This window comes from Ruminococcus hominis (genome assembly GCF_014287355.1).
Lineage (GTDB): Bacteria > Bacillota > Clostridia > Lachnospirales > Lachnospiraceae > Schaedlerella > Schaedlerella hominis.
Genome location: NZ_JACOPE010000001.1, coordinates 2,149,487 through 2,175,126, shown reverse-complemented (window position 1 = coordinate 2,175,126; position 25,640 = coordinate 2,149,487). Strand labels below are relative to the sequence as shown.

The following is a 25,640-nucleotide window of genomic DNA, read 5'->3' as shown; positions in this document are numbered from 1 at the left end:
ATGGTATGCAAAAGGAGGATTTTCAGAATATATACAGAGATGAATAAGAAAATTAACGTATTAAGTTTTACAAAAAAAGGAAGTCAAAAAAATAAAGAGCTGTGCAGCTATTTAACAGAACAAGAGTATGATTGCATTGGATATACGATAAAACGTTTTTCCGTAGAGTGTGATTTAGAACCCATGCCAGAATATTTGTCTTTATGGATTGGGAAAAAATGGGGGAAAGAAGATTTTATTTTTATTGGTGCAATAGGGATTGCAGTGCGTTTGATCGCTCCGTGGGTGAAAGATAAATATTCAGATTCTGCAGTATTGGTGATGGATGAAAAAGCACAGTATTGCATACCAGTCCTATCTGGTCATGTCGGAGGGGGAATAGAGCTTGCGCACATGATAGAAAACTGTATGGGTGCAATGCCGGTTATTACGACAGCGACAGATGTACAGAAGAAATTTGCAGTAGATGTGTTTGCAAAGAAAAACAGACTGCAAATTACAGACAGAAAACTGGCAAAAGAAATTTCGGCAGCTGTTTTAGAAGAAAAAAAGATAGGATTTTACAGTGAACTTGGTTACAAAGGGAAAGTGCCGAAAGAAGTCGTGTGTTGTGAATCAGAAAGAGAATTGGATAAATTTGAATATGGAATTATTGTGACAGCTCAAAAAAAAGAAGAAAATCAAAAATCGAACAGATTATATTTGCTTGCGAAAACATATGTTATAGGTCTTGGGTGTAGAAAAAACATATCTTATATAAAATTAGAAAAAGGACTTCAGTTAGCATTAGCACAAGTTCAAATAGATTTGGCTGAAATTTTAGCGTTTGCAAGTATTGATCTAAAGAAAGAAGAACCGGCGATAAAAAAACTGTCGGAGAACTATCAAATTCCATTTTTGACATATTCAGTAGAAAAGCTGAAAAAAGTAGAGTGTGTTAGTAGTAGTTCAGAATTTGTGGCATCGGTTACCGGTGTGGATAATGTATGTGAGAGAGCTGCAAAATATTGTTGCCCGGATGGAAGGATGATATTAGATAAACTGAAATTGGATGGTATGACGGTAGCTATTGTACAGAAAAAGATGGAAGTTTTATTTTAAGAAAGAACAGGTTTTGGCGTGGATAAGAACGATAAAGAAGAATTGGAAATGTGCAGGATTTTGATATTTTCCGGAACAACAGAAGGAAATCAAATCGCAAAAGCAGTGTGCAGACTGCCGGCAAAGGTTTATGTCAGCGTTGCAACTGAGTATGGAAAAGTGTGTGCAGAAGAACAGTCCGAAGCTGAGATTATAGCAGGGAGAATGGATCGTGAAGAAATTCAAGAATTTTTAAATCTATATAAGATAGATATTGTGATCGATGCAACCCATCCATTTGCAAGAGTGGTGACAGAAAATATACAGAAAGCATGCGAGAATGGAAAAATAAAATATATCCGTTGTGTCAGAGAAGCGGAAAATGAAGCATTTGAAAATGAAAATTGTGTCTGGGCAGAGAATGTCGATAAAGCAGTTTCTTATTTGCAGGAGACGAAAGGAAACATATTAATTACGACAGGCGGAAAAGAACTTCAAAAATATACTCAGCTTAAGGATTATCAAGACAGATGTTATGCGCGTGTGCTTTCAACAAAAAACTCTATGACAGATGCGGCCAAACTAGGATTTGAAGGCAGACATTTAATCGCTATGCAGGGACCATTTTCAACAGAAATGAATATTGCTTTGCTTCATTATACAGAAGCAGCATATCTGGTGACAAAAGAATCGGGAAAAGCAGGTGGCTTTGATGAAAAGATTGAAGCAGCGCAAAAAACAGGCACAAAATTAGTTATTATACAAAGACCGATAGAAAATGGATTGAGTGTGGAACAGACAATTTCCTATTGCATGGAGAAAATGTATTCTTTTTCATGAAAAGTTTTGTGAAAAGAAATGAAGATAAGGGCATAAAAAGAAAAAAGTTGTTTTTAGATAGAAAAAAAGCTATAATAAGGAACGAATTATATGTAAAAATAATAAGAACAACGAGCAAACAGGATACAACAAAAGGAGACAAAGACTATATGTGTGGATTTGCAGGATTTGTAGGAGAGGTTGAAAATCGTGAAGAGGTTCTGGAAAATATGATGAATACGATTATTCACAGAGGACCGGACAGCGAAGGAAAATATGTGGATGAAGATGCGGCGCTGGGGTTTCGACGTCTGAGTATTATCGACCTTTCTGAAGTTGGCGACCAGCCATTATATAACGAAGACAGAAGTAAGGTACTTGTATTTAATGGGGAAATCTACAATTATCAGGAACTGAGAAAAGAATTAGTGGAAGCAGGACATGTATTTGTGTCGAATACAGATTCCGAGACATTGATACATGGTTATGAAGAATGGGGAGAAAGCCTGGTAGAACGTCTGAGAGGTATGTATGCGTTTGTAATCTGGGATACAAAAACAAAAAAACTATTTGGGGCAAGAGATATTTTTGGGATTAAACCAATGTATTATGCACAGATGAATGGAACATTGATGTTTGGTTCAGAAATTAAATCTTTTATGGAGCATCCGAAATTTGATAAGATTTTTAATGAAGATGCACTTGGAAATTATTTGTCATTTCAGTTTGTTCCGACAAATGAGACATTTTTTAAAGGTGTTTTCTGCTTACAGCCGGGACATTACTTTACTTATGAAAATGAAAAGATGGAGATTACACGTTATTTTGAACCGAATTTTACAGGAGATACGACAAAATCATTTGAAGAAATCGTAGATGATATTGAAGCAGTGATGAAAGAATCTGTAGAGATGCATAAGATCAGTGATGTAGAAGTTGCTTCCTATCTTTCAAGTGGTGTAGACTCCAGTTATTTAACCTATTTAGGTCAGGTTGACCGTACATTTACAGTTGGTTTTGATGAAGGAAAATACAGCGAGATCCAGGATGCAAAAGAATTTGCTGCAAGTATTAATATGCAAAACGATGCAAAAGTAATCAGTCCGGAGGAATATTGGGATAAATTATCTGATATTCAGTATTATATGGATGAGCCGGTAGCAGATCCGGCAGCAATTGCATTATATTTCTTGAGTGAGGAAGCTTCGAAAAAAGTAAAGGTTGTGCTTTCGGGAGAAGGGTCAGACGAGCTGTTTGGCGGTTATAATATTTATTGTGAACCATTGGAACATACGAGCTTTAATAAGATTCCAATGCCGATTCGAAGAGCGCTTGGCAAATTTGCAGAATACTGCCTGCCTAGAGGAACAAAGGGAAGAGGCTTTTTAATGCGTCATGGAAAAACCTTAGAAGAGCGTTATTTTGCAAATGCAACGAATATTTTTACGGAACGTGAAGCAAATAAAATTTTAAAGAAGGGCTGTGAACCTCAGATTCAAAAAGTGACAAAACCATTGTATGAACGTGTACAGGGAAAAGATCCGGTGACAAAAATGCAGTATGTTGATATGCATCTTTGGTTGGTTCATGATATTTTGATGAAAGGTGATAAGATGGGAATGGCAAATTCTCTGGAGGTCCGTGTTCCGTTTTTGGATAAAAAAGTACTGGAGCTTGCAGAAACATTGCCATTAGATTATAAAGTACGTGCACCAAAGACCAAAGTAGCACTGCGAGGAGCAGCTGAAAAAGTGATTCGCAGTAAGACAGCAGAAAAGAAAAAACTGGGATTCCCAATTCCAACGCGTGTTTGGCTAAAAGAGGATAAGTATTATAACCGAGTAAAAGAGATGTTTCAGTCAGAAGCAGCAAACAAATTCTTTAATACAGAACTTCTGATCAAAATGTTAGACGACCATAAGAATGGAAAGAATAAAAATGAAAAAACAGACAATAGCAGAAAAATCTGGACAGTTTATATTTTCCTTGTATGGTATGACAGATATTTTGAACATGGCAAACCGGTTCATCCGGAAATGGCAGCAAGATGATTTGAATAAACAGGGGATGTTGATATGGAGAATGGAACTGTAAGACCAAATAAGAAAAGCTTTCAATGGTCTAAATTATTTGTTCAGAATCCGCAATATTTTGACTATGATTTATTAATGATTCTGGTTTTCTTAATGTGTTTTGGACTGGTGATGCTTTATAGTACAAGTGCATATAGTGCAAATGCGGATTTTGGAAATGATATGTTCTATTTTTCAAAGCAGGCAATTATAAGTGCGGTTAGTTTTGCTTTTATGTTGTTTGTATCAAAATTAGACTATCATGTGTATGGTGCTTTTTCCTGGCAGATTTATTATATTTCCTTGTTTTTGATGCTGCTGGTAAAAACACCTCTTGGAGTAGAAGCATATGGATCAAGAAGATGGCTTCAGCTTCCCGGCAAGATGACATTACAGCCATCAGAAATTGCCAAAATTGCAGTTATTTTGTTAATCCCTTATGAAATCTGCAGGCTGGGTCCTAAGATTCAGTCAAAGAAAGGGATTGAACGAGTTTGTGTAGTTGGAGCAGTTGCAGCAGGTGGTGTAATGGTTCTGACAGATAACTTAAGTACAGCGATTATTGTTGCGGGGATTACCGGGATATTAATCTTTGTTGCACATCCTAAGATAAAACCATTTTTGCAGCTGATTGCTGCAGGAGCTGTAGTTGTTGTGGTTGGACTTTCATATCTTTCGGCAAATATTTCAAGTAGTGAAAACTTCCGTCTGCGACGAATAATCACCTGGCTTGATCCGGAAAATCATGCAGATGAAGGTGGATTTCAAGTAATGCAGGGATTGTATGCAATTGGATCCGGTGGATTTTTTGGGAAAGGTCTTGGAAATAGTACGCAAAAGCTGGGGGTAATTCCCGAAGTGCAAAATGATATGATTCTGACAATTGTATGCGAGGAGCTGGGCGTGTTCGGCGTAATTGTCGTTCTCGTACTGTTTGGTCTACTTTTATATCGCTTGATGTTTATTGCAAAGAATGCGCCGGATCTCTATGGTTCATTAGTCGCAAGTGGAATCTTTGCACATATTTCGCTTCAGGTTATTTTAAATATTGCCGTAGTGACCAATATGATGCCGACAACGGGAGTTACATTACCGTTTATCAGTTATGGAGGTACGTCGATTTTGTTTCTTATGACAGAGATGGGAATTGCACTTGGAATATCTCGTAAAATTAAATTGAAGCAATAAGGTTACTGTTCACAGTTACTGTGAACAGTAACGTAATAAGATGGGTTTCCAAAAATGGAATGAAAAAGCTCTTTTCAATCACTCAAAAGTATGGTATATTATAATGTAGTATTAAAAACTACATGTGATAGAAATTTATCACACACAGTGTGATTTGGGAGGAACTACAATGAGTTATAGAGTGATTGTTGACAGTTGCGGAGAACTGACAGATGAGATGAAACAGAGCGGAATGTTCGTATCAGCCGCATTGACTATGCAGGTGGGAGAATATCATATTATAGATGATGAGACATTTGATCAGGCAGATTTTTTAAAGAAAGTTGCTGAATGTCCGGAAAGTCCAAAGTCTTCTTGTCCTTCACCGGAGCAATATCTGGCGAAGTATAATTGTGATGCAGATCATATTTATGTAGTTACATTATCGGCAGAGCTCAGTGGTTCTTATAACAGTGCTCAGTTAGGAAGAAATTTGTACTTTGAAGAGTATGGAGAAAAAGACATCTATGTATTTAATTCTCGTTCAGCATCCATAGGTGAGACATTGATCGCATTAAAGATTCAGGAGTGTGAAGAGGCCGGAATGGATTTTCAGACAGTGATCGATACAGTAGAAGCTTATATAGAAGGGCAGCATACTTATTTTGTACTGGAGAATCTGGATACACTTCGTAAGAATGGAAGATTAACAGGAATCAAAGCACTGGTTGCAGGCGCATTGAACATAAAACCAGTTATGGGATCAACACCGGAAGGTACGATTTGTCAGAAAGCGCAGGCTCGTGGAATGAAGAAGGCATTAGTTAAGATGGCAGATTATGTTGAACAGGAAACAGAGAATGCAAGAGAAAAAGTGCTGGCAATTTCACATTGTAATTGTGAACAGAGAGCAAAAGATTTTGAAAAAATATTATTAGAGAAGATGGAAGTAAAGAAGAGCATCATCGTGGATACAGCCGGAATAAGTTCTATGTATGCAAATGATGGTGGTATCATCGTTGCGATTTAATAGATGAAAGGAAGGTTTATATGAGTCAGGAGAAAGTAGATCGATATAAACAGGAAAAAGCAAATAGAAAAAAGAATATCCGCAAACAGAGAGTTATGGGTGTTGTAAGAACCTGTGTATTGTCGCTGGCAGGCTTGGCATTAGTCGGATGGTTAGGATATTCTGCATATGATACATATGAGTCAAAGCAGGAAAGAGAAGTTGCTTCAGTTAATTATGATGCGATTAACAGTTATTTATCAACAATTTCTCAGTAAGATAAGAAGTAAAGAAGAGACAGAGAAGAAAAAAATCTTTTCTGTCTTTTTTTATTGCCGTGTATACGACAAAAAGGTCCAGTGGATTTTTTTAGTTCTAATTTTTTCACAAAATAAGGGGTTGAAAAAGGGTGGGAAGTGGTTTACAATGGTTCTAAGTGGTAGGAAGTGGTGAATTGTGGAATAAAGTGGGAGAAAAGTGGAGCCCATAAATTCTAAAAAGGAGTTCTTAATGTTACTAGGAGAGTTTAATCACAGCATAGATGAAAAAGGCCGATTGATTATACCAGCCAAGTTACGTGAAGATTTGGGCGATAGCTTTGTAATCTGCAATGGACTGGAAGGTTGTTTATTTGTGTACTCTCAAGATGAGTGGAACAAATTTGTAGCAGAACTGGAAACCTTACCACGGATGAATAAGGATGCCAGAATATTCAAGAGATATTTCTTTGGAAGTGCTTCAGAGGGCAGTTTCGATAAACAAGGGAGAGTTTTAGTACCGCCGTCACTCAGAAAAGCAGCACATCTTGAAAAGGACGTTGTTCTTGTGGGAGTTCAAGATCGTGTAGAAATCTGGGATAAAGGACTTTGGGAAGAACGCAGTATGGTCAGCGAAGAAGATTTGGATGCAATTGCAGAACGAATGGAAGCAATTGGAATCAGGATATAATGAGTAGTAGTGAGTCAGGAGCGTGTTTGCACGGTTATGACGAACGGCGATCATAAGAGCTGGTAATATAATGCGAAAAGATGGAGGAAGATATGGCATTTAAACACAAATCAGTATTACTTGAAGAAACAGTAGATGGTCTGGCAATTAAACCAGACGGAATCTATGTAGACGGAACGTTAGGCGGAGGTGGACATGCATTTGAAGTTTGCAGTCGTCTGAACGAACAGGGGAGATTTATAGGTATAGATCAAGATGCAGCAGCAATAGAAGCTGCAAGCGAAAGATTACGTGACTTTGGGGAGAAGGTTACAATAATAAGAAGCAATTATTGTGAGATGAAGTCACGGCTTCATGAAATTGGTGTAGATAAAGTTGATGGTATTGTGATCGATCTGGGAGTATCGTCATATCAGCTGGATACTGCAGAAAGAGGATTTTCTTATCGAGTAGATGCTCCGTTAGATATGCGAATGGATCAAAGACAGCAGCTGACAGCACGAGAAATCGTGAATACGTATAGCGAAGCAGATCTTTTCAGGGTGATTCGTGACTATGGAGAGGACAAGTTTGCGAAAAATATTGCAAAGCATATCGTAATAGAGCGTCAAAAAGCACCGATTGAGACAACGGGACAGCTTAACGAGATTATTCGTCATGCAATCCCAATGAAATTTCAAAAGACAGCAGGACACCCATCAAAGAGAACATTTCAGGCAATTCGTATTGAGTTGAACAGAGAATTGGATGTTTTAAGGGAATCGCTTGATGATATGATCGAGATGCTTAATCCTGGTGGAAGAATATGCATTATCACATTTCATTCTTTGGAAGACAGAATTGTGAAAAGTGCATTTCGAAAAAATGAAAATCCTTGCATATGTCCATCGCATTTTCCGGTATGTGTATGTGGAAATGTTTCAAAAGGAAAGGTCATTACAAGGAAACCAATTCTTCCAAGTGAAGAAGAATTAGAGTATAACAGCCGTTCTAAAAGTGCAAAGTTACGTATTTTTGAACGCTGTTAGCAAAATAAAGGGAGTATATCAAATAGAATTTCATCAGGAGGGGAGAGCCTGGTGAAAGAGAAAGGCAAAAAGCAATGGCAGATATAGGACGTATGAAGACGTATAGTAAAGCAGAATATTATGCTGGACAGCACAGAAGAATGTATGTCTATGGAAGTGCAGCTTTGCAGCCGGAAACAGTGCCAAAGCAGATAGAAAAGCCGAAAAAGCAGAGTGCGAAAGCTAGTCGTCAGGTGCGTAAAAATCGAAAACGTGCACAGAGTATAAGTCCTGTATATGCTGTCTTTCTGACAGGAGCAGCAATTTTTGCAGTATGTATCAGTGTTATGTTTTTGCAGTTGCAGGCAGAGGTTGTAAGTCGTTCGGAAAATATTACGGCATTACAAGAAGAACTTTCAAATCTGACAGAAGAAAATGATACAGCTTACCGAAGTGCAGAAGATGCTGTGAATTTGGAAGAGGTTCGCGATAAAGCAATCAACGAATTTGGAATGGTATATGCAGCCCAGGGGAGCGTGGTGGAATATACAGGTCCAGAGAGTGACAGTGTAACGCAGTATAGTGATATACCAAAAGATGGTGTGTTAGCAAAATCAAAAGATGTGTCAGAATAAGGTAAGAAGATGGCAGTCAAAAAGAATAAAAAAAACAATTATCAATTTTTAACAAGAAAATTTCCAAAAAGAATGCAAAAGAAGCTGGTAATGCTATTTATGGCAGTTATACTGGCTTTTGTTGTTCTTATAGCAAAAATTACATATATCAATGCTTCCAAAGGAAGCAAATTTACAAAAATTGTTTTGGATCAGCAGACATATGACAGCAGGGTAATTCCATATAAACGAGGAGATATTGTCGATCGAAATGGAACTAAGATTGCGACAAGTGAGAGAGTATATAATGTAATACTCGATGTTTATGTTATGACTTCCAAAGAAGAATATATCAATCCTACAAAGAAAGTATTGTCGGATTGTTTTGGGATAAATGAAGGGGATGTAGATCAAATCATTTCTGATAACCCGGATAGCAGATACCAGATACTTGCAGAAAATGTAACTTATGAAAAAGCACAGAAATTTAGGGCGATTGAGGAAGATACAGAAAACTATCCAAATGTAAAAGGAATCTGGCTTGAGGATGATTATAAGCGTAATTATCCATATGCTACATTGGCGAGTGATGTGATTGGATTTGCTACAGTAGATAATATTGGAGCACTGGGGATTGAAAGTGCATATAATGATGTTTTAAATGGATTGAATGGAAGAGAGTATGGCTATTTTTCTGATAATGCATCATTAGAGAGAACTGTAAAAGATGCAAAAAATGGAAACACGGTTGTTTCGACGATTGATGTGACATTACAGAGCATTGTAGAGCAGTGTATTAAAGAATTTAATGAAGAACATACCGGTGAAGAACGGGAAGATGAGCTGGGAAGTAAGAATACAGCAGTGATGATCATGAATCCAAATACCGGAGAAATTCTTGCAGAGGCTTCTTATCCTAATTTTGATTTAAATAAGCCAAGAGATTTGTCTGCTATTTATTCGACGGAAGACTGGAATGCAAAAACAGAGGATGAGCAGTTTGAGGCAATGAATGAATTGTGGCGTAATTTTTGCGTTAGTGATGCATTTGAACCAGGCTCGACGATCAAACCATTTACAGTGGCAACAGGTCTGGATACAGGAGCAATCAAAGGGGATGAAACCTATGTGTGTGGAGGATATCTGCATGTGGGAGACTGGGATATCCGATGTCATCTTACTTCAGGACATGGAACAGAGACAGTTGCGGATGCTATAGCAAATTCCTGTAATGTTGCACTGATGGAAATTGCCGAATCGATAGGTGTTGAAGACTTTATTCGATATCAGCATATTTTCGGCTTTGGGGAATATACCGGAATTGATCTTCCGGGAGAAGCTTCGACAGCAGGATTATTATTTACCAAAGATACAATGGGGGATACGGATCTTGCGACCAGTTCATTTGGACAGAGTTTTAATGTTACAATGACGCAGGTGATAACAGCATTCTCATCTCTGGTAAATGGCGGTAATTACTATGAGCCACATATTGTAAAACAAATCCAGGATGAAAATGGAAAAGTTATAGAAACAAAGAATCCGGTTTTGCTTCGAAAAACTATTTCAGAGCAAACGTCAGAACAGGTAAAGACGTATTTGAAAGCTGTTATGGATTATGGTACAGGTAAAACAGCAGCAGTGGAAGGATACAATATTGGGGCAAAGACAGGTACTGCGGAGAAGCTTCCGCGTAATAATGGAAAGTATGTATTATCCTTTATCGGATGTGCCCCACTCGATAATCCGGAAGTAGTAGTGTATGTGGTAATCGATGAGCCAAATACTGCGGCACAGGATGACAGTTCACTTGTGCTTGGGCTGGCAAAAAAAATCATGTCACAAGCATTTCCGTATTTAAACGTTACCACAGTGGAAGGATATGATCCTGCTGCAGTACAGGAAACAGAGGATTCATCGGATACATCAAATAGCAATGAGGAAACATGGGATTATGATTATACAGATTATGATGAATCATATACAGACACCTATAGCAATTGGGATGGGGCATATGTAGATGATACATATACACCGGATTTCACAGACTGGACTTCGGACTATTATACAGAATAAAATAGATTCGTTCATGAGATGTGAACGAAGAAGCATAACCTTACAGAAGACATAATATTTTATATAAACTGTCTTTTGTAAGGTTTTTTTATGAAAAATCGTACTTATAATAAGAAAAAAATAATGATTGTTTTTTTCGCTGCTGTTATTATGATCATAGCATTGCTTGGACGAATGATTTTTTTGATGATATTTGATGCAGAATATTATCAGAAAAGAGCAAAAGAATTACATGAAAGAGAACGTAAAATCAAAGCGGCCAGAGGAGAGATTTTAGACCGGAACGGGGTGGTTCTTGCAACAAATAAAACAGTTTGTACAATATCGGTGATACATAATCAGATAAAAAATAAGGAACAGACAATACAAATGCTTTCAAAAGAGTTGGGGCTGGAAGAAGCATATGTACGGAAGAGAGTAGAGAAAATTTCTTCTATGGAAAAAATAAAAACAAATGTAGAAAAAGAGGTTGGAGACAGAATACGCAATCTGGATTTAGACGGAGTGAAAGTAGATGAGGATTTTAAACGTTATTATCCATATGGAGAACTGGCATCGCAAGTACTGGGATTTACAGGCGGTGATAATCAGGGGATTATCGGACTTGAAGTGAAATATGAAGAATATCTAAAAGGAGTTAATGGGACAATTCTTACAATGACAGATGCAAGGGGAATAGAACTGGAAGGAGTGGCAGAAGACCGTATGGAGCCGAAACCGGGAAATACATTAGAGATTACGATGGATTATAATATACAATCCTACTGTGAGCAGGCGGCAAAGAGAGTAATGGAAGAAAAAGAAGCTGATGCGGTGGCAATTATTTTGATGGATCCTCAAAATGGAGAGATTTATGCGATGGCAAATGTTCCGGAATTTAATTTGAATGACCCGTTCACATTGTCTTCAAAGATTGATACAAGTGAGCTTACAGATGAAAAAAAGCAAGATTTATTAAATCAGATGTGGAGAAATCGGTGTATTAATGATACCTATGAGCCTGGCTCAACTTTTAAGGCAATTACTTCAGCAGCATGTCTGGAAGAAGGTGTTGTAACAGTAAATGATACCTTTTCGTGTCCGGGGTACAAAATAGTAGAGGATAGAAAAATCAGATGCCACAAAGTGGGAGGACATGGTCTGGAAACATTTACACAAGGAATTCAAAATTCATGTAATCCGGTATTTATGGAAATAGGTTTGCGATTAGGTGCTGATAAATTTTATGATTATTTTCAAAAGTTTGGGCTGTTAAAGTTAACAAATGTAGATTTGCCGGGAGAAGCAGGAACAATCATGCATAAAAAAGAAGATATTGGATTAGTAGAACTGGCGACGATGACATTCGGACAATCATTTCAAATCACACCGATACAACTACTTACAACAATAAGTTCAATTATAAATGGTGGAACCCGTATTACGCCTCATTTTGGAAAGAAAGTTTATAATTCAGATGGAAAGGAAATAAAAACACTGACATATCAAAAGCAAAAGGAAATCGTATCAAAAGAAACTTCAGAAACTATGAAAATGCTGCTGGAAAGTGTTGTTTCAGAGGGGTCCGGACATAATGCATATTTGGAAGGATATCGCATAGGAGGAAAGACTGCGACTTCACAGACGCTTCCGCGAAGTGCAAATAAATATATCTCTTCATTTGCCGGATTTGCCCCGGCAAATGATCCGAAAGTGATTGGAATGGTGATCATATATAATCCAAAGGGAATCTATTATGGAGGTACAATTGCAGCTCCGGTACTAAGAGATATTTATGATAATGTTCTTCCGTATTTGGAAAAACAGGAAAAATAAAATGTCGTCCATATTCTGGTGAGGTTGAAAATCCACAGACTATGAGTTATACTGTATAAGATATAGCGAGAGTTACAAAAGAGAAACTTCTCGCTGAACCAAAGAGATGAAGAGGTGTGAGTATGGCAAATCATGTAGTAATTCCAGTGTTAATATCATTCGCATTAAGTGTGATCATGGGACCATTTGTAATCCCATTTTTGCGAAGATTAAAGATGGGGCAGACAGAACGTGTTGACGGAGTTCAGTCGCATTTGAAAAAAGCAGGAACGCCGACGATGGGTGGCGTTATGATATTAGGAAGTGTAGTGATCACTTCACTGTTCTATGTAAAAGATTATCCGAAGATTATTCCGGTATTGTTTTTGACAGTTGGCTTTGGTCTGATTGGTTTTCTTGATGATTATTTAAAAGTGGTTATGAAACGCTCAGATGGATTATTTCCGAAGCAGAAGATGGCATTGCAGATTGTAGTGACAGCGATATTTGCTTATTATGTAGTAAGGATTGCGAAGATTCCACTTACAATGCTGATTCCATTTTCAGGTGGAAAATATCTGGATATTGGATGGCTTGCAGTTCCGCTTTTATTTATTGCGGTAATCGGAACTGTAAACGGAACAAACTTTACAGATGGGCTGGATGGATTAGCATCTAGTGTAACTGTATTAGTTGCAACATTTTTTACAGTTGTTGCAGTTGGAACAAAGAGTGGAATTGAACCGATTACTTGTGCGGTAGTAGGTGCTTTACTTGGATTTTTATTGTTTAACGTATATCCGGCAAGCGTATTTATGGGAGATACAGGTTCGCTTGCATTGGGAGGATTTGTGGCAGGTGCTGCATATATGATGCAGATGCCGTTGTTTATTATTATTGTTGGTTTAATCTATCTGGTGGAAGTGGCTTCTGTCATTATTCAGGTCACATATTTTAAAAAGACAGGTGGAAAACGAATTTTTAAAATGGCTCCGATACATCATCATTTTGAATTGTGTGGATGGTCAGAGACAAGAGTTGTTGCTGTATTTTCTATTATTACAGCAATATTATGTTTGATTGCACTTATGGGGGTATAAAGATGGACATAAGAGATAAAAATGTATTGGTATTTGGTTCTGGAATCAGTGGGATAGCAGCAAGTCGTCTGCTTTTGAGAGAAGGAGCTGATGTAATTTTATATGATGGAAATGAGAAGCTTGATGCAGAAACAATCAAAGAAAATATTTTACATGATGAAGAGCACGGAGTAACTTTGTCTGGCGATGTAAAGGTTATATTAGGGGAACTCTCCAAAGAGGTGATGGAAAGTCTTGTGCTTACTGTGATGAGTCCGGGAGTGCCGACAGATCTTGAAGTTGTGAACCAGATGAGAAAAATGGGTATTCCAATATGGGGCGAGATTGAACTTGCTTACGTATATGGAAAAGGTGAGGTTCTTGCAATCACAGGAACAAATGGAAAGACAACTACAACTACATTACTTGGGGAGATTATGAAGAAATATCAGGAACATGTATATGTAGTAGGAAATATTGGAAATCCATATACAGAAGTAGCGCTGGATATGACAGAGGATTCTGTGGCAGTAGCAGAGATGAGTAGTTTTCAGCTGGAAACAATACATACATTTCGTCCGAAGGTCAGCGCAATACTGAATATTACTCCGGATCATTTAAATCGTCATCATACAATGGAAGCTTATATTGAAGCAAAGAAGAACATTTGCAGAAACCAGACAGCAGATGATGTGTGTGTATTGAATTATGAGGATGAAGTGACAAGAAAATTCGGGGAAGAGATTAAAGCGAAGGTTCTATATTTCAGTAGTCAGCGTATATTAGATAGAGGTATTTATCTTGATGAGGGTGATATTGTATATAGTTATGATACAGATGTTGCAGTAACAATCTGTAATGTGAAGGAACTTCAGCTTCTGGGAACACATAATTATGAAAATATTATGGCAGCAGCTGCGATGGCAATCGCATATGGTGTGCCTGTGGACCTGGTTCGAGAGGTGATTAAGTCTTTCAAAGGTGTAGCTCATCGAATTGAGTTTGTAGCAGAGAAAAATGGTGTAGCTTATTATAATGATTCCAAAGGAACAAACCCGGATGCAGCAATCAAAGGAATTCAGGCAATGAATCGTCCAACGCTTCTGATCGGGGGCGGATATGACAAAGACTCGTCGTACGATGAGTGGATCAATGCTTTTGACGGAAAAGTGAAAAAGCTTGTATTACTTGGTGTAACAAGAGAAAAGATTGATGCAACAGCAAAGAAATTAGGCTTTACAGATACAATTCTTGTAGATACATTTGAAGAAGCGGTGGCAACATGCGTGAAATATGCAGAGCCGGGAGATGCGGTTCTCTTATCACCGGCATGTGCAAGCTGGGGAATGTTTAAATGTTATGAAGAACGAGGCGATAAATTCAAAGAGCTGGTAAATGAATTATAAGGAGTGAAGTTCCTTGAAACGCCTGGAGAAGAGAGCGAATCTAGATTATGTGCTGTTGATCGTTTTGGTCATGTTGATTGGAGCAGGGCTTGTATTGTTATACAGTACGAGTGCTTATAACGGACAGAATAAATTTCAAGATGCATATTATTATGTGAAAAAACAAGGTGCTGCTACAGTCTTAGGTGTGATTGGAATGTTAATTATAGCAAAGATTGATTATCATAAGTGGATTCCATTTGCAAATCTGGGATATCTGGTATCAATTATATTGTCAGTATTAGTGATGCTTGTGGGAGAAGAATATAACGGGTCCAAAAGATGGCTTTCTTTGGGCCCGCTTTCTTTTCAACCATCGGAATTTTCAAAAGTAGCGATTATTTTGTTTCTGGCATGTCTGATATCAGGACAAAAGAAGTGTGTAGATAATTGGCATTCAATGCTGCGTCTGATGCTTCCGGTGCTTCCGGTTACAGCATTGGTAGGAGCAAGTAATTTAAGTACAGCGATTATTATATTAGGTATTGCCGTGGTACTTATTTTTGTTGCAAGTCCAAAGTATATACAGTTTATTTGGATGGGGATTCTTGGAATCGGATTTATGGCAATATTTCTGGCATTGGAAAGTTATCGTCTGGAAAGGCTGGCAATATGGAGAAATCCGGAGCAATACGAAAAAGGATATCAGACATTACAAGGACTTTATGCGATTGGTTCAGGCGGGTTGTTTGGAAGAGGAATTGGTCAAAGCGTTCAAAAGCTTGGATTCTTGCCGGAAGCGCAAAATGACATGATATTTTCGATTATATGTGAAGAGCTGGGGTTATTTGGCGCTGGCATGATTATTATTTTATTTCTCATTTTAATCTGGCGCTTTTTTATTATTGCGATAAATGCAAAAGATTTGCTTGGAGCATTAATCGTTACCGGAGCGATGGCACATATGATGATACAGGTAATCTTAAATATTGCGGTTGTGACCAACAGTATTCCAAATACGGGAATCACGCTTCCCTTTATCAGTTATGGAGGTACATCAGTTTTATTTCTATTACTGGAAATGGGTCTTGTGTTGAGTGTATCAAATCTGGTAAGATAGCAATAGACATGATTACTGTGACTGGCAGTATCAAATGAAAACGAAGGAGGCGGCTGTCGATGACACAGCAGCGAAACAGAAAGACAGACAGAGGAAGAAGCCGGACTACAGCGAAGCATTATTCGCGTGACGATATTATATACCTTGCTGGTTCAGAGGATCTGCATGATCGTGAGATACGTTCACAAAATAATAAAAACAATAAAAAACAATCAAAGAAGCATAAAAAGAACAGAAGAAATGTAAGTGGAAAAGTATTTTTGTATTTATTTATAATTATCATTATTTGTGCAGGCCTTGTTTATCTGGAGACCTTGATCTTCCAATTAAAGCAGATCCGGGTGACGGGAAATGTTTACACAACCCAGCAGGAAGTAGAAGAGTGGGTAAAGCAAAATCCGTATTCAGGAAATACATTGTATGATTTGTGGTATTTTAACAGGGAAAACTGCACACAATTACCATCTGTTGAGAAGGTAAAAGTAAGCCTTATTTCACCGAGGAAGATTAATGTGGCGGTGACAGAAAAGACGATGACAGGAAGGATTGATCTTGGAAGTGGTTATCTGTATTTTGATAAGGATGGAATCGCTTCATTAAAAAGCGAGGAACTGATCGAAGGAACTGCAATGATCGAGGGAATACAGATTGAAGAAAGCAAGGTGAAACTTGGAAAGAAAATACCGGTGGATGATAAAGATGTGTTTAAGCAACTTTCAGAACTTATAGCACTGTTACAAGAGAATGAACTGACAGCAGATAAAATCATATGTTCAGGAAGTGAACTCACAGTTGTTTTTGGCAACGTAAGAGTTTCTCTGGGAAGTGCTTCCTATGAGGATAAGATTCCACAGATTTCGCCGATATTGCAAAAATTGTCTGAGCAGTATGAAAATCAGTCGGGAGAATTGCATTTGGAGAGTTATCAGACATCAGATACATCAATCCGGTTTGTGCCGGACACACAATAAAAAATGAAATTTGCGATGTTGAGCAAAAAAAACATAAAATACAAAAAAATCTATTGATTATTTACTGAAAAAAATATATTATATAATTATTGGATTATAGCGTTCAATTTCAAATGGGATGTATAATAATAAAGATTAATAAGACGACAAAGGAGGAACTACTCTTGTTAGAAATTAAAACTAATGAATCAGAGGCAGCTGCAAAGATAATTGTTATTGGCGTTGGTGGAGGCGGTAACAATGCCGTTAACCGAATGATCGATGAACAGATCGCAGGTGTAGAATTTATTGCAATTAATACAGATAAACAGGCACTTCAGTTATGTAAAGCACCAACATTGATGCAGATTGGTGAGAAACTGACAAAAGGTCTTGGAGCAGGAGCTCAGCCGGAAGTTGGAGAGAAAGCAGCAGAAGAAAGTGCAGAAGAGATTTCAGCAGCATTGAAAGGTGCTGACATGGTATTCGTTACTTGTGGAATGGGTGGCGGTACCGGAACAGGAGCAACACCTGTAGTTGCACGTATTGCAAAAGAACAGGGTGCATTGACAGTTGGTGTTGTTACAAAGCCTTTCCGTTTCGAGTCAAGAACACGTATGCAGAATGCATTGGCAGGAATTGACAAATTAAAAGAGAATGTTGACACATTGATCGTAATTCCAAATGATAAACTGTTGGAAGTAGTAGATAGAAGAACTACAATGCCGGAAGCACTGAAGAAGGCAGATGAAGTATTACAGCAGGGTATTCAGGGAATCACAGATTTGATTAACGTACCATCACTTATCAACCTTGACTTTGCCGATGTACAGACAGTTATGAAAGACAAAGGTATTGCTCACATCGGTATCGGTGAGGGACGTGGAGATGACAAGGCTCTTGAGGCAGTAAAACAGGCTGTTGCAAGTCCATTGCTTGAGACAACAATTCAGGGTGCATCTCACGTTATTATCAATGTATCTGGTGATATTACACTTATGGATGCATCTGATGCAGCAGAGTATGTTCAGGAGCTTGCCGGAGAGAATGCAAACATTATCTTTGGTGCTACTTATGATGATTCAAGATCCGATGAAGCTACAATCACAGTTATTGCAACTGGTTTACATAATGTAGGTGGAAGCTCATCAAAATTGAAAGCAAGATTAGAAGGACAGCAGAAAGTAGGATCTATCCTTCCTTCAGGAGATGGGGCAAACAGAACAGTACCTTCATATGATGGAAGAACAACAGCAAGACCAATGGGTGGTACAACACCATCTATGCAGCAGTCAAGACCTGTTACAAGCGGGGTAAAAGAGCAGTCTATTAAGATTCCGGATTTCTTTAAGAAATAAATAGATAGAGAATAAGTAATACGAAAGAAGAGTATCGAATATAGGTGCTCTTCTTTTTTAGTTGCCATGCATAAAAGAATGTGCTTTGCACATTCTTGTGCCTTCGGCGGTCGCTTGCGACACCTACATTGTACGCCGCAGTGCGCATCCTTAGCGGAGCGATTTTTATATATTAGGAAAGCACTTTCCTAATATATAAAAAGAGTGTGTGAAAAACTGGTTTTCACACACTCTTTTAAATTATCAACTAAAATCTTACAGCTGTGGACCTGCAGAAACAAGTGCTTTACCAGCTTCATTTCCTTCGTATTTAGCGAAGTTTTTGACAAATCTCTGTGCAAGATCTTTTGCTTTTTCTTCCCATTCAGAAGCATCAGCGTATGTGTCACGAGGATCAAGGATACCTGTGTCAACACCCTCAAGTTCTGTAGGAACTTCAAAGTTGAAGTATGGGATTGTCTTTGTAGGAGCGTTGTTGATTGCTCCGTTCAGGATAGCATCGATGATACCACGTGTATCTTTGATAGAGATACGTTTTCCTGTTCCATTCCATCCTGTATTTACGAGGTAAGCTTTAGCTCCACTCTTCTCCATCTTCTTAACAAGCTCTTCTGCATATTTTGTTGGGTGCAGTTCAAGGAATGCCTGTCCGAAGCAAGCTGAGAATGTAGGTGTTGGCTCTGTGATTCCACGCTCTGTTCCAGCAAGTTTTGCTGTAAATCCAGACAAGAAGTAGTACTGTGTCTGATCTTCTGTAAGGATAGATACTGGAGGAAGTACTCCAAATGCATCTGCTGATAAGAAGATAACATTTTTAGCTGCTGGTGCAGAAGAAACTGGACGTACAATATTTTTAATGTGGTTGATAGGGTAAGAAACACGTGTGTTTTCTGTTACGCTCTTATCATTAAAATCAATCTTTCCGTTCTCATCCAATGTAACGTTCTCAAGAAGAGCGTCACGAACGATTGCATTGTAGATATCTGGCTCAGATTCTTTGTCAAGGTTGATAACTTTTGCGTAGCATCCACCCTCAAAGTTGAATACACCATTATCATCCCAACCATGCTCGTCATCACCAATCAGGAGACGTTTAGGATCTGTAGAAAGTGTTGTTTTACCTGTTCCTGAAAGACCGAAGAAGATTGCTGTGTTTTCTCCGTTCATATCTGTGTTTGCAGAACAGTGCATAGAAGCGATTCCTTTTAATGGAAGGAAGTAGTTCATCATAGAGAACATACCTTTCTTCATTTCTCCGCCATACCATGTGTTAACGATAACCTGTTCTTTGCTTGTGATATTGAACATAACAGCTGTCTCAGAGTTCAGTCCTAATTCTTTGTAGTTCTCTACTTTTGCTTTAGAAGCGTTGTAAACAACGAAATCTGGCTCAAAGTTCTCGAGTTCTTCCTCTGTAGGCTGGATGAACATGTTTGTTACAAAGTGTGCCTGCCATGCAACTTCAACGATGAAACGGATAGCCATACGAGTATCTTTGTTAGCTCCGCAGAATGCATCGACAACAAAAAGTCTCTTATTAGAAAGCTCTTTGATTGCGATATCTTTTACAGCTTTCCAAGACTCTTCTGTAGCTGGGTGGTTATCATTTTTATATTCGTCAGATGTCCACCATACAGTATCTTTAGAGTTCTCATCCATAACGATGAATTTGTCTTTAGGTGAACGACCTGTATATACACCAGTCATAACGTTCACTGCACCAAGTTCACTTTCCTGACCAACTTCAAAGCCTTCTAACTCAGGTTTTGTCTCTTCTTCAAATAACATTTCATATGAAGGATTGTAAACAACCTCAGTAGTTCCTGTAATGCCGTATTTAGTTAAATCAATTTTTGCCATCTTACATATACCTCTTTCTTTGTAGTAATACTGTACGTCCATCTAAGATTAGACGATACCATATTCTTTTCTAATTATACATAATATGGGGATAAAATCAATAAAAATCCTATTAAATGTTAGAAAATTGTCGAAGATTCTTTGATAGCGGATGCCAGATTTTGACAAAATCTGAGAGGAGTAGTTTCTATAATGAGCTTGTAGGAAATGAGGAGGGGATATGTACTATGAATTATACATAGATTTATTTTTTTTAGAAAATTTTATGATGGATTCCATTTTACTATTGTTTGTGCGTAGTGTGTTTGGTAAAAAGTCATTTACGATAAGAACATTTACAGCAGGAATTATTTCCGCTGTATTTTCCTGTGTGGTTATTGCAATAAGAATGCCGGAAGCGGTTAAGTGTTTTTGCAATTATTGTATTATCCCGGTCATTATGATCTGGGCAGGAGTAAAAATTTCAAATGTATTGCAGTTGTTCGAGGGCCTGTTGCTATTGTATTTTACGGCAATATGCTTAGGAGGAATCATGCAACTGTTCCGACCATACCTTGGAATTGTAAGTGTGGTATATGGTGGTGCGTTGGTGGGATTCTTTATTTTAAAAATGAGCTGGAATTTGCTTACAAGAGCGGGAAATCTTCAAAAGCGGTGCTGTCGGGTTGTCTTATATGATGAAACAAAAAAATGGGATATTCGTGCAATGATTGACACAGGAAATATGCTTCAAGATCCGGTAGGACAAAAACCGGTTCATATTATTTCAAAGAAAATGGCAGAAAAAATATATGGGGCAAAAATGGTTGAAGAATTAATGGAGTATTCACTTTCTAAAGAGAATGAAGAAAAATGGATGCAAAAGAAACTGCATTTTATTTCATGTCAGACCATTCAAGGAACACATTTATTGCCGGTTATAACAATGGATAAAATGGAAATCAGACAAAAATCAGTAATAGAAATACAGATGCCGCAGATTGGTATTGGCATTATGCAAGAAACAGACTATCAGATGATTGTAAATGCGCAGAGTATAGGAGGAGCTAAATATGGTTGCAGAGACAATAAATACACAACAGTTTAAGATAAATGTAATATCTAATTTTCAAAATATATTTTTTCATCCGAGAAAAGAAATTCATTACATAGGTGGAACGGATGTACTTCCGGCACCACTAGATGCAAACGAAGAACAAAAAATGATAGAAGCACTTGAGACAAATGAGCAGGAGAAAGCAAAAAAGAGTCTGATTGAACATAATCTGCGTCTCGTTGTTTATATTGCAAAGAAATTTGATAATACAGGGGTTGGGGTGGAAGATCTGATCTCCATTGGAACAATCGGGTTGATTAAAGCAATCAACACATTTAATCCAACAAAGAAAATTAAGCTGGCGACGTATGCGTCACGCTGTATTGAAAATGAAATTTTGATGTATCTTAGGAGAAATAATAAAACAAAACTGGAAGTGTCAATTGATGAGCCATTGAATGTAGACTGGGATGGAAACGAGTTGCTGTTGTCCGATATATTAGGAACAGAAGAAGATACAATTTATAAAGATTTGGAAAATGAAGCAGAAAGAAAGTTGTTAATCCATGCAATTAGCAAATTATCAAACAGAGAACGGATGATCATCCGGATGAGATATGGGCTGGACAATCCGTCCGGGGAGGAAAAAACACAAAAGGAAGTTGCAGATTTTCTTGGAATTTCACAATCTTATATTTCAAGATTGGAGAAAAAAATCATGCTTCGTCTAAGAAGAGAAATTGTTCGATATCAATAATAAAAAGTAAGAAAATATATAGCGAAAAATATATAAAAACAGGAAATGTTTAACTTTACCACTTTGTTTTCCGGTGATACAATAAAATAAAAAGGTCGGTGAATAGTATGAAATTGACGTTTATAGGTGCTGCACATGAGGTTACTGGTAGTTGTCATTTCTTGCAGGTGGCAGGAAAGAATATACTGGTTGACTGTGGTATGGAACAGGGACCCGATTTATATGAAAACCCTGGTTTACCGATTCCGGAGAATGAAGTGGATTATGTGTTGCTGACACACGCACATATTGACCATTCAGGTATGCTTCCAAAACTTGTGAAGAATGGATTTAAAGGACAGATATATGCAACTTATGCGACAGCTGACTTATGTAACATTATGCTTCGTGATAGTGCACATATTCAGGAATTCGAAGCAGAATGGCGCAATCGTAAGGGAAGACGTGCAGGTAAACCGGTATACGAGCCGATATACACAATGGAAGATGCGATCAATGCAATTGATTTATTAGTTCCATGTGAATATGGACAGCGTATTCGGATTTGTGACGGAGTTGAGATTCGATTTACAGATGTAGGGCATCTGCTTGGCTCTGCAAGTATTGAGGTGTGGCTTACAGAAGGGGATGTGAGCAAGAAGATTGTATTTTCCGGCGATGTGGGTAATCTGGACCAGCCGATTATCAAAGACCCAACATATACTGCTACAGCAGATTATGTAGTTGTTGAATCCACGTATGGCAATCGGGTGCACAGTACGGAAAAGATAGATTACGTGGGAGATTTTACTCAGATTTTAAAAGAAACCTTTGACCGGGGTGGAAATGTAGTTATTCCTTCTTTTGCGGTTGGAAGAACGCAGGAGCTGTTATATTTTATCCGTGAGATCAAAGAAAAAAATATGCTTCCGGAATATGCGAATTTTGAAGTGTATCTGGATAGCCCTCTGGCAATTGAGGCAACGAAAGTATTTTCGAAGAATAAAATGGAATGTTTCGATGAGGATGCCATGCAGCTTGTGAATGCAGGGATTAATCCATTGGTATTTCCGGGACTAAAGATTATGACAACAAGTGACGATTCTAAGATGATAAATTTTATCGAAAAACCAAAGGTGATTATTTCAGCTTCTGGAATGTGCGATGCAGGACGTATCCGTCATCATTTGAAACATAATCTATGGCGTGAAGAGTGTACCATTTTGTTTGTCGGATATCAGGCAGTCGGAACATTAGGACGCAGATTGATCGAAGGCGAAAAAAATGTAAAGCTTTTCGGAGAACCAATCGAGGTGCGTGCACATATTGAAAGTCTGCATGGAGTCAGTGGGCATGCAGATATGAATGGGTTGTTAAAATGGATTGAAGGATTCCAAACTCCGCTACAGCATGTATTTGTGGTACATGGGGAAGATACTGTTACTGAAGAATTTGCCCAGACAGTAGAAGAAAAATTTGGCTACCCTGCATTTGCACCATACCCGCAGGGCTGTGTTGATCTTGCAACAGGTGAGATTGAGAAGGAAGGAGTAAGAATTCCGATAAAAGCAAAGAAAGCTTCACAGAAGAGGGCTGATGCAGCCTTTGAAAGATTGCTGGCAGCAGCGAAGCGATTGCTTGATATTGTATATAAGAATGAAGGATTGGCAAACAAAGAAAAAGCGAAATTCGAATCTCAGATTCAAAATCTGGCAGATAAATGGGATAGATTAGAGTAATATAATAATCAAATAATTTTTGCACAAACTTAGAAACAAAAATACAAAAAAAGGTCTGTAAGGGCCTTTTTTTGATGCAGAATAGATGAAAATTGCAGGGACTCTTATTTAATCTTGCAAAAGTATATACATTCATGGTATGATTTTATGAAAAGAATACTTTAGGACGCTACCACGTCAAAGAAGCGGGCTTAGAAGAAATAAGGAAAAGTGAGGAATAAATATGAATAGTAATGTGTGGGGAATTTCTGCGATTATTGTATGCTATCTTGTAGGGATGGTCGCAATTGGAATTTATTTTATGAAGAAAAACAGTTCCACCGGAGATTATTATCTCGGGGGCAGACAGTTAGGTCCGATTGTGACAGCAATGAGTGCAGAAGCATCGGATATGAGTAGCTGGCTCTTGATGGGGCTGCCGGGAGTTGCTTATCTGACAGGAACGGCAGATGCGGCGTGGACGGCAATCGGACTTGCAATTGGAACCTATTTGAACTGGCTCATTGTAGCAAAGCGGCTGAGACGATATTCGGTCGTTGCAGGAAATGCGATTACAATTCCACAATTTTTTAAGAATCGTTATCATGATAAAAGTGGAATTCTTGCAGGATTATCAGCAATATTTATTGTTATCTTTTTTATTCCGTATACAGCATCCGGTTTTGCGGCATGCGGAAAACTTTTTTCTACCTTGTTCGGAGTTCCTTATTTTGGAGCAATGTTGGTCAGCGCAATTGTAATTGTGGCATATACAGCATTAGGAGGATTCTCAGCAGCAAGTACAACAGATTTGATTCAGAGTATTGTTATGTCGGTGGCATTGATCAGCGTTGTGTTATTTGGTATTAAGACATTGGGCGGCATGGATGTGATCGCATCACAGACTGCTTCCATGCAGGGATATTTGTCTCTTACAAGTGTATATAATGAGGGTACAGCGGTTCCTTATGGTTCGATTAAAATCGCATCTACGCTTGCATGGGGACTAGGATATTTTGGAATGCCGCATGTACTTTTGCGTTTTATGGCAATCAGTGACGAGAATAAAATAAAACTTTCCAGAAGAATTGCAACAATTTGGGTAGTGATTTCTATGGCAGTTGCAGTATTTATCGGAATTATGGGATATACTTTAAGCAGACAGGGATATATTGATGTGCTTACAGGAGCAGATTCTGAAAAAGTAATTATTACCATTGCAACATTGATGAGCAAGAGTGGTGTGCTTGGAATTGTACTTGCGGGACTGATCATGTCAGGGATTCTGGCATGTACGATGTCGACAGCCGATTCACAGCTTCTTGCGGCATCATCAAGTGTATCGGAAGATTTGTTAAAGGGAATATTGAAAAAAGAAGTTAGTGAGAAGACCTCTCTTATAATCGCAAGAGTAACCGTACTTTTGATTGCGGTCATGGGAGTACTTATGGCACTGAATCCGGAAAGCTCAGTTTTTGCAATCGTTTCTTTTGCATGGGCAGGTTTTGGCGCAGTGTTTGGACCGGTAGTATTGCTTGCACTGTTCTGGAAACGTTCCAACCGACAGGGAGCCATTGTCAGCATGTTTGCAGGCGGTGTTATGATTTTCGTATGGAAATATCTTGTACGCCCGATGGGCGGGGCGTGGGATATTTACGAACTGCTCCCGGCTTTTCTGGTTGCGATGGTTTTAAATATTATTGTGAGTCTTATGACCGCACCGCCGGAAAAAGAGATTGTTGATGAATTTGAAAAAGCAGCAGATAATAGTTATAATTTGTAGAATTGTCAAGGACTAAAACTTTTTTTATT

21 protein-coding genes are annotated in these 25,640 nt (G+C 38.1%); 20 read left to right on the top strand and 1 reads right to left on the bottom strand.

What is annotated here, in order from left to right:
• The first annotated feature begins 39 nt into the window (after positions 1 to 39).
• The 16 genes from H8S40_RS09635 (at position 40) to ftsZ (ending at position 18,478) form a co-directional block, all read left to right on the top strand.
• Complete coding sequence (locus H8S40_RS09635; RefSeq protein WP_186865148.1) at positions 40 to 1,101, top strand: cobalt-precorrin 5A hydrolase; 1,062 nt, start codon at positions 40 to 42, stop codon at positions 1,099 to 1,101.
• Positions 1,102 to 1,119: 18 nt separating this feature from the next.
• Positions 1,120 to 1,920: a precorrin-6A reductase gene (cobK, locus tag H8S40_RS09630; protein ID WP_366482426.1), complete on the top strand. Its 801-nt coding sequence runs from the start codon at positions 1,120 to 1,122 to the stop codon at positions 1,918 to 1,920.
• 149 nt (positions 1,921 to 2,069) lie between these two features.
• Complete coding sequence (gene asnB, locus H8S40_RS09625; protein WP_117989710.1) at positions 2,070 to 3,950, top strand: asparagine synthase (glutamine-hydrolyzing); 1,881 nt, start codon at positions 2,070 to 2,072, stop codon at positions 3,948 to 3,950.
• A gap of 24 nt (positions 3,951 to 3,974) precedes the next feature.
• Positions 3,975 to 5,159: an FtsW/RodA/SpoVE family cell cycle protein gene (locus H8S40_RS09620; protein ID WP_186865147.1), complete on the top strand. Its 1,185-nt coding sequence runs from the start codon at positions 3,975 to 3,977 to the stop codon at positions 5,157 to 5,159.
• A 169-nt stretch (positions 5,160 to 5,328) separates the two neighbouring features.
• Positions 5,329 to 6,168 (top strand): DegV family protein, encoded by an 840-nt coding sequence (locus H8S40_RS09615; RefSeq protein WP_118723897.1) that lies wholly within the window; start codon positions 5,329 to 5,331, stop codon positions 6,166 to 6,168.
• Positions 6,169 to 6,188: 20 nt separating this feature from the next.
• Positions 6,189 to 6,425, top strand: a complete 237-nt coding sequence (locus tag H8S40_RS09610) for a hypothetical protein (protein ID WP_022076361.1) — start codon at positions 6,189 to 6,191, stop codon at positions 6,423 to 6,425.
• 232 nt (positions 6,426 to 6,657) lie between these two features.
• The gene (mraZ, locus tag H8S40_RS09605; protein ID WP_022076362.1) at positions 6,658 to 7,095 is read left to right on the top strand and encodes a division/cell wall cluster transcriptional repressor MraZ; all 438 of its coding nucleotides are present in this window, start codon (positions 6,658 to 6,660) and stop codon (positions 7,093 to 7,095) included.
• Positions 7,096 to 7,187: 92 nt separating this feature from the next.
• Positions 7,188 to 8,123 carry a 16S rRNA (cytosine(1402)-N(4))-methyltransferase RsmH gene (gene rsmH, locus H8S40_RS09600; protein WP_022076363.1) on the top strand — a complete coding sequence of 312 codons (936 nt, stop codon included), beginning with the start codon at positions 7,188 to 7,190 and terminating at the stop codon, positions 8,121 to 8,123.
• Positions 8,124 to 8,197: 74 nt separating this feature from the next.
• Positions 8,198 to 8,737: a hypothetical protein gene (locus H8S40_RS09595; RefSeq protein WP_022076364.1), complete on the top strand. Its 540-nt coding sequence runs from the start codon at positions 8,198 to 8,200 to the stop codon at positions 8,735 to 8,737.
• Positions 8,738 to 8,746: 9 nt separating this feature from the next.
• Positions 8,747 to 10,792, top strand: a complete 2,046-nt coding sequence (locus H8S40_RS09590) for a peptidoglycan D,D-transpeptidase FtsI family protein (RefSeq protein WP_186865146.1) — start codon at positions 8,747 to 8,749, stop codon at positions 10,790 to 10,792.
• A gap of 90 nt (positions 10,793 to 10,882) precedes the next feature.
• Positions 10,883 to 12,607 carry a peptidoglycan D,D-transpeptidase FtsI family protein gene (locus H8S40_RS09585; protein WP_186865145.1) on the top strand — a complete coding sequence of 575 codons (1,725 nt, stop codon included), beginning with the start codon at positions 10,883 to 10,885 and terminating at the stop codon, positions 12,605 to 12,607.
• A gap of 122 nt (positions 12,608 to 12,729) precedes the next feature.
• The gene (gene mraY, locus H8S40_RS09580) at positions 12,730 to 13,686 is read left to right on the top strand and encodes a phospho-N-acetylmuramoyl-pentapeptide-transferase (protein ID WP_022076367.1); all 957 of its coding nucleotides are present in this window, start codon (positions 12,730 to 12,732) and stop codon (positions 13,684 to 13,686) included.
• Between the two features lie 2 nt (positions 13,687 to 13,688).
• Positions 13,689 to 15,071, top strand: coding sequence for a UDP-N-acetylmuramoyl-L-alanine--D-glutamate ligase (gene murD / locus H8S40_RS09575; RefSeq protein WP_186865144.1), 1,383 nt, complete (start codon positions 13,689 to 13,691; stop codon positions 15,069 to 15,071).
• 13 nt (positions 15,072 to 15,084) lie between these two features.
• On the top strand, positions 15,085 to 16,170 hold the full coding sequence (locus H8S40_RS09570; protein ID WP_186865143.1) for an FtsW/RodA/SpoVE family cell cycle protein: 1,086 nt from the start codon (positions 15,085 to 15,087) through the stop codon (positions 16,168 to 16,170).
• 59 nt (positions 16,171 to 16,229) lie between these two features.
• Positions 16,230 to 17,141 carry a cell division protein FtsQ/DivIB gene (locus H8S40_RS09565; protein ID WP_186865142.1) on the top strand — a complete coding sequence of 304 codons (912 nt, stop codon included), beginning with the start codon at positions 16,230 to 16,232 and terminating at the stop codon, positions 17,139 to 17,141.
• Between the two features lie 164 nt (positions 17,142 to 17,305).
• On the top strand, positions 17,306 to 18,478 hold the full coding sequence (gene ftsZ / locus H8S40_RS09560; RefSeq protein WP_186865141.1) for a cell division protein FtsZ: 1,173 nt from the start codon (positions 17,306 to 17,308) through the stop codon (positions 18,476 to 18,478).
• A 255-nt stretch (positions 18,479 to 18,733) separates the two neighbouring features.
• Here the strand turns inward: ftsZ and pckA are convergent, their stop codons facing one another.
• A complete protein-coding gene (pckA, locus tag H8S40_RS09555; protein ID WP_118723891.1) occupies positions 18,734 to 20,338 on the bottom strand; it encodes a phosphoenolpyruvate carboxykinase (ATP) in 1,605 nt (534 codons plus the stop codon).
• 220 nt (positions 20,339 to 20,558) lie between these two features.
• Here pckA and H8S40_RS09550 point away from each other — a divergent pair, with 220 nt between their 5' ends.
• From H8S40_RS09550 to H8S40_RS09535, 4 genes are all read left to right on the top strand, one after another.
• On the top strand, positions 20,559 to 21,425 hold the full coding sequence (locus H8S40_RS09550) for a sigma-E processing peptidase SpoIIGA (RefSeq protein WP_186865140.1): 867 nt from the start codon (positions 20,559 to 20,561) through the stop codon (positions 21,423 to 21,425).
• A complete protein-coding gene (gene sigE, locus H8S40_RS09545; RefSeq protein WP_022076374.1) occupies positions 21,391 to 22,131 on the top strand; it encodes an RNA polymerase sporulation sigma factor SigE in 741 nt (246 codons plus the stop codon). Before H8S40_RS09550 ends, sigE begins: the two co-directional genes overlap by 35 nt.
• A gap of 107 nt (positions 22,132 to 22,238) precedes the next feature.
• Positions 22,239 to 23,849 carry an MBL fold metallo-hydrolase RNA specificity domain-containing protein gene (locus tag H8S40_RS09540; protein WP_186865139.1) on the top strand — a complete coding sequence of 537 codons (1,611 nt, stop codon included), beginning with the start codon at positions 22,239 to 22,241 and terminating at the stop codon, positions 23,847 to 23,849.
• Between the two features lie 223 nt (positions 23,850 to 24,072).
• Positions 24,073 to 25,611: a sodium/proline symporter gene (locus H8S40_RS09535; RefSeq protein ID WP_186865138.1), complete on the top strand. Its 1,539-nt coding sequence runs from the start codon at positions 24,073 to 24,075 to the stop codon at positions 25,609 to 25,611.
• Positions 25,612 to 25,640: the final 29 nt, after the last annotated feature.

What these genes read in the sequence shown, in the direction of transcription:
- H8S40_RS09635 (WP_186865148.1), top strand. Translation starts at nt 40, where the DNA reads ATGAATAAGAAAATTAACGTATTAAGTTTTACAAAAAAAGGAAGTCAA.
- asnB (WP_117989710.1), top strand. Translation starts at nt 2,070, where the DNA reads ATGTGTGGATTTGCAGGATTTGTAGGAGAGGTTGAAAATCGTGAAGAG.
- H8S40_RS09620 (WP_186865147.1), top strand. Translation starts at nt 3,975, where the DNA reads ATGGAGAATGGAACTGTAAGACCAAATAAGAAAAGCTTTCAATGGTCT.
- H8S40_RS09615 (WP_118723897.1), top strand. Translation starts at nt 5,329, where the DNA reads ATGAGTTATAGAGTGATTGTTGACAGTTGCGGAGAACTGACAGATGAG.
- H8S40_RS09610 (WP_022076361.1), top strand. Translation starts at nt 6,189, where the DNA reads ATGAGTCAGGAGAAAGTAGATCGATATAAACAGGAAAAAGCAAATAGA.
- mraZ (WP_022076362.1), top strand. Translation starts at nt 6,658, where the DNA reads ATGTTACTAGGAGAGTTTAATCACAGCATAGATGAAAAAGGCCGATTG.
- rsmH (WP_022076363.1), top strand. Translation starts at nt 7,188, where the DNA reads ATGGCATTTAAACACAAATCAGTATTACTTGAAGAAACAGTAGATGGT.
- H8S40_RS09595 (WP_022076364.1), top strand. Translation starts at nt 8,198, where the DNA reads ATGGCAGATATAGGACGTATGAAGACGTATAGTAAAGCAGAATATTAT.
- H8S40_RS09590 (WP_186865146.1), top strand. Translation starts at nt 8,747, where the DNA reads ATGGCAGTCAAAAAGAATAAAAAAAACAATTATCAATTTTTAACAAGA.
- H8S40_RS09585 (WP_186865145.1), top strand. Translation starts at nt 10,883, where the DNA reads ATGAAAAATCGTACTTATAATAAGAAAAAAATAATGATTGTTTTTTTC.
- mraY (WP_022076367.1), top strand. Translation starts at nt 12,730, where the DNA reads ATGGCAAATCATGTAGTAATTCCAGTGTTAATATCATTCGCATTAAGT.
- murD (WP_186865144.1), top strand. Translation starts at nt 13,689, where the DNA reads ATGGACATAAGAGATAAAAATGTATTGGTATTTGGTTCTGGAATCAGT.
- H8S40_RS09565 (WP_186865142.1), top strand. Translation starts at nt 16,230, where the DNA reads ATGACACAGCAGCGAAACAGAAAGACAGACAGAGGAAGAAGCCGGACT.
- pckA (WP_118723891.1), bottom strand. Translation starts at nt 20,338, where the DNA reads ATGGCAAAAATTGATTTAACTAAATACGGCATTACAGGAACTACTGAG.
- H8S40_RS09550 (WP_186865140.1), top strand. Translation starts at nt 20,559, where the DNA reads ATGTACTATGAATTATACATAGATTTATTTTTTTTAGAAAATTTTATG.
- sigE (WP_022076374.1), top strand. Translation starts at nt 21,391, where the DNA reads ATGGTTGCAGAGACAATAAATACACAACAGTTTAAGATAAATGTAATA.
- H8S40_RS09540 (WP_186865139.1), top strand. Translation starts at nt 22,239, where the DNA reads ATGAAATTGACGTTTATAGGTGCTGCACATGAGGTTACTGGTAGTTGT.
- H8S40_RS09535 (WP_186865138.1), top strand. Translation starts at nt 24,073, where the DNA reads ATGAATAGTAATGTGTGGGGAATTTCTGCGATTATTGTATGCTATCTT.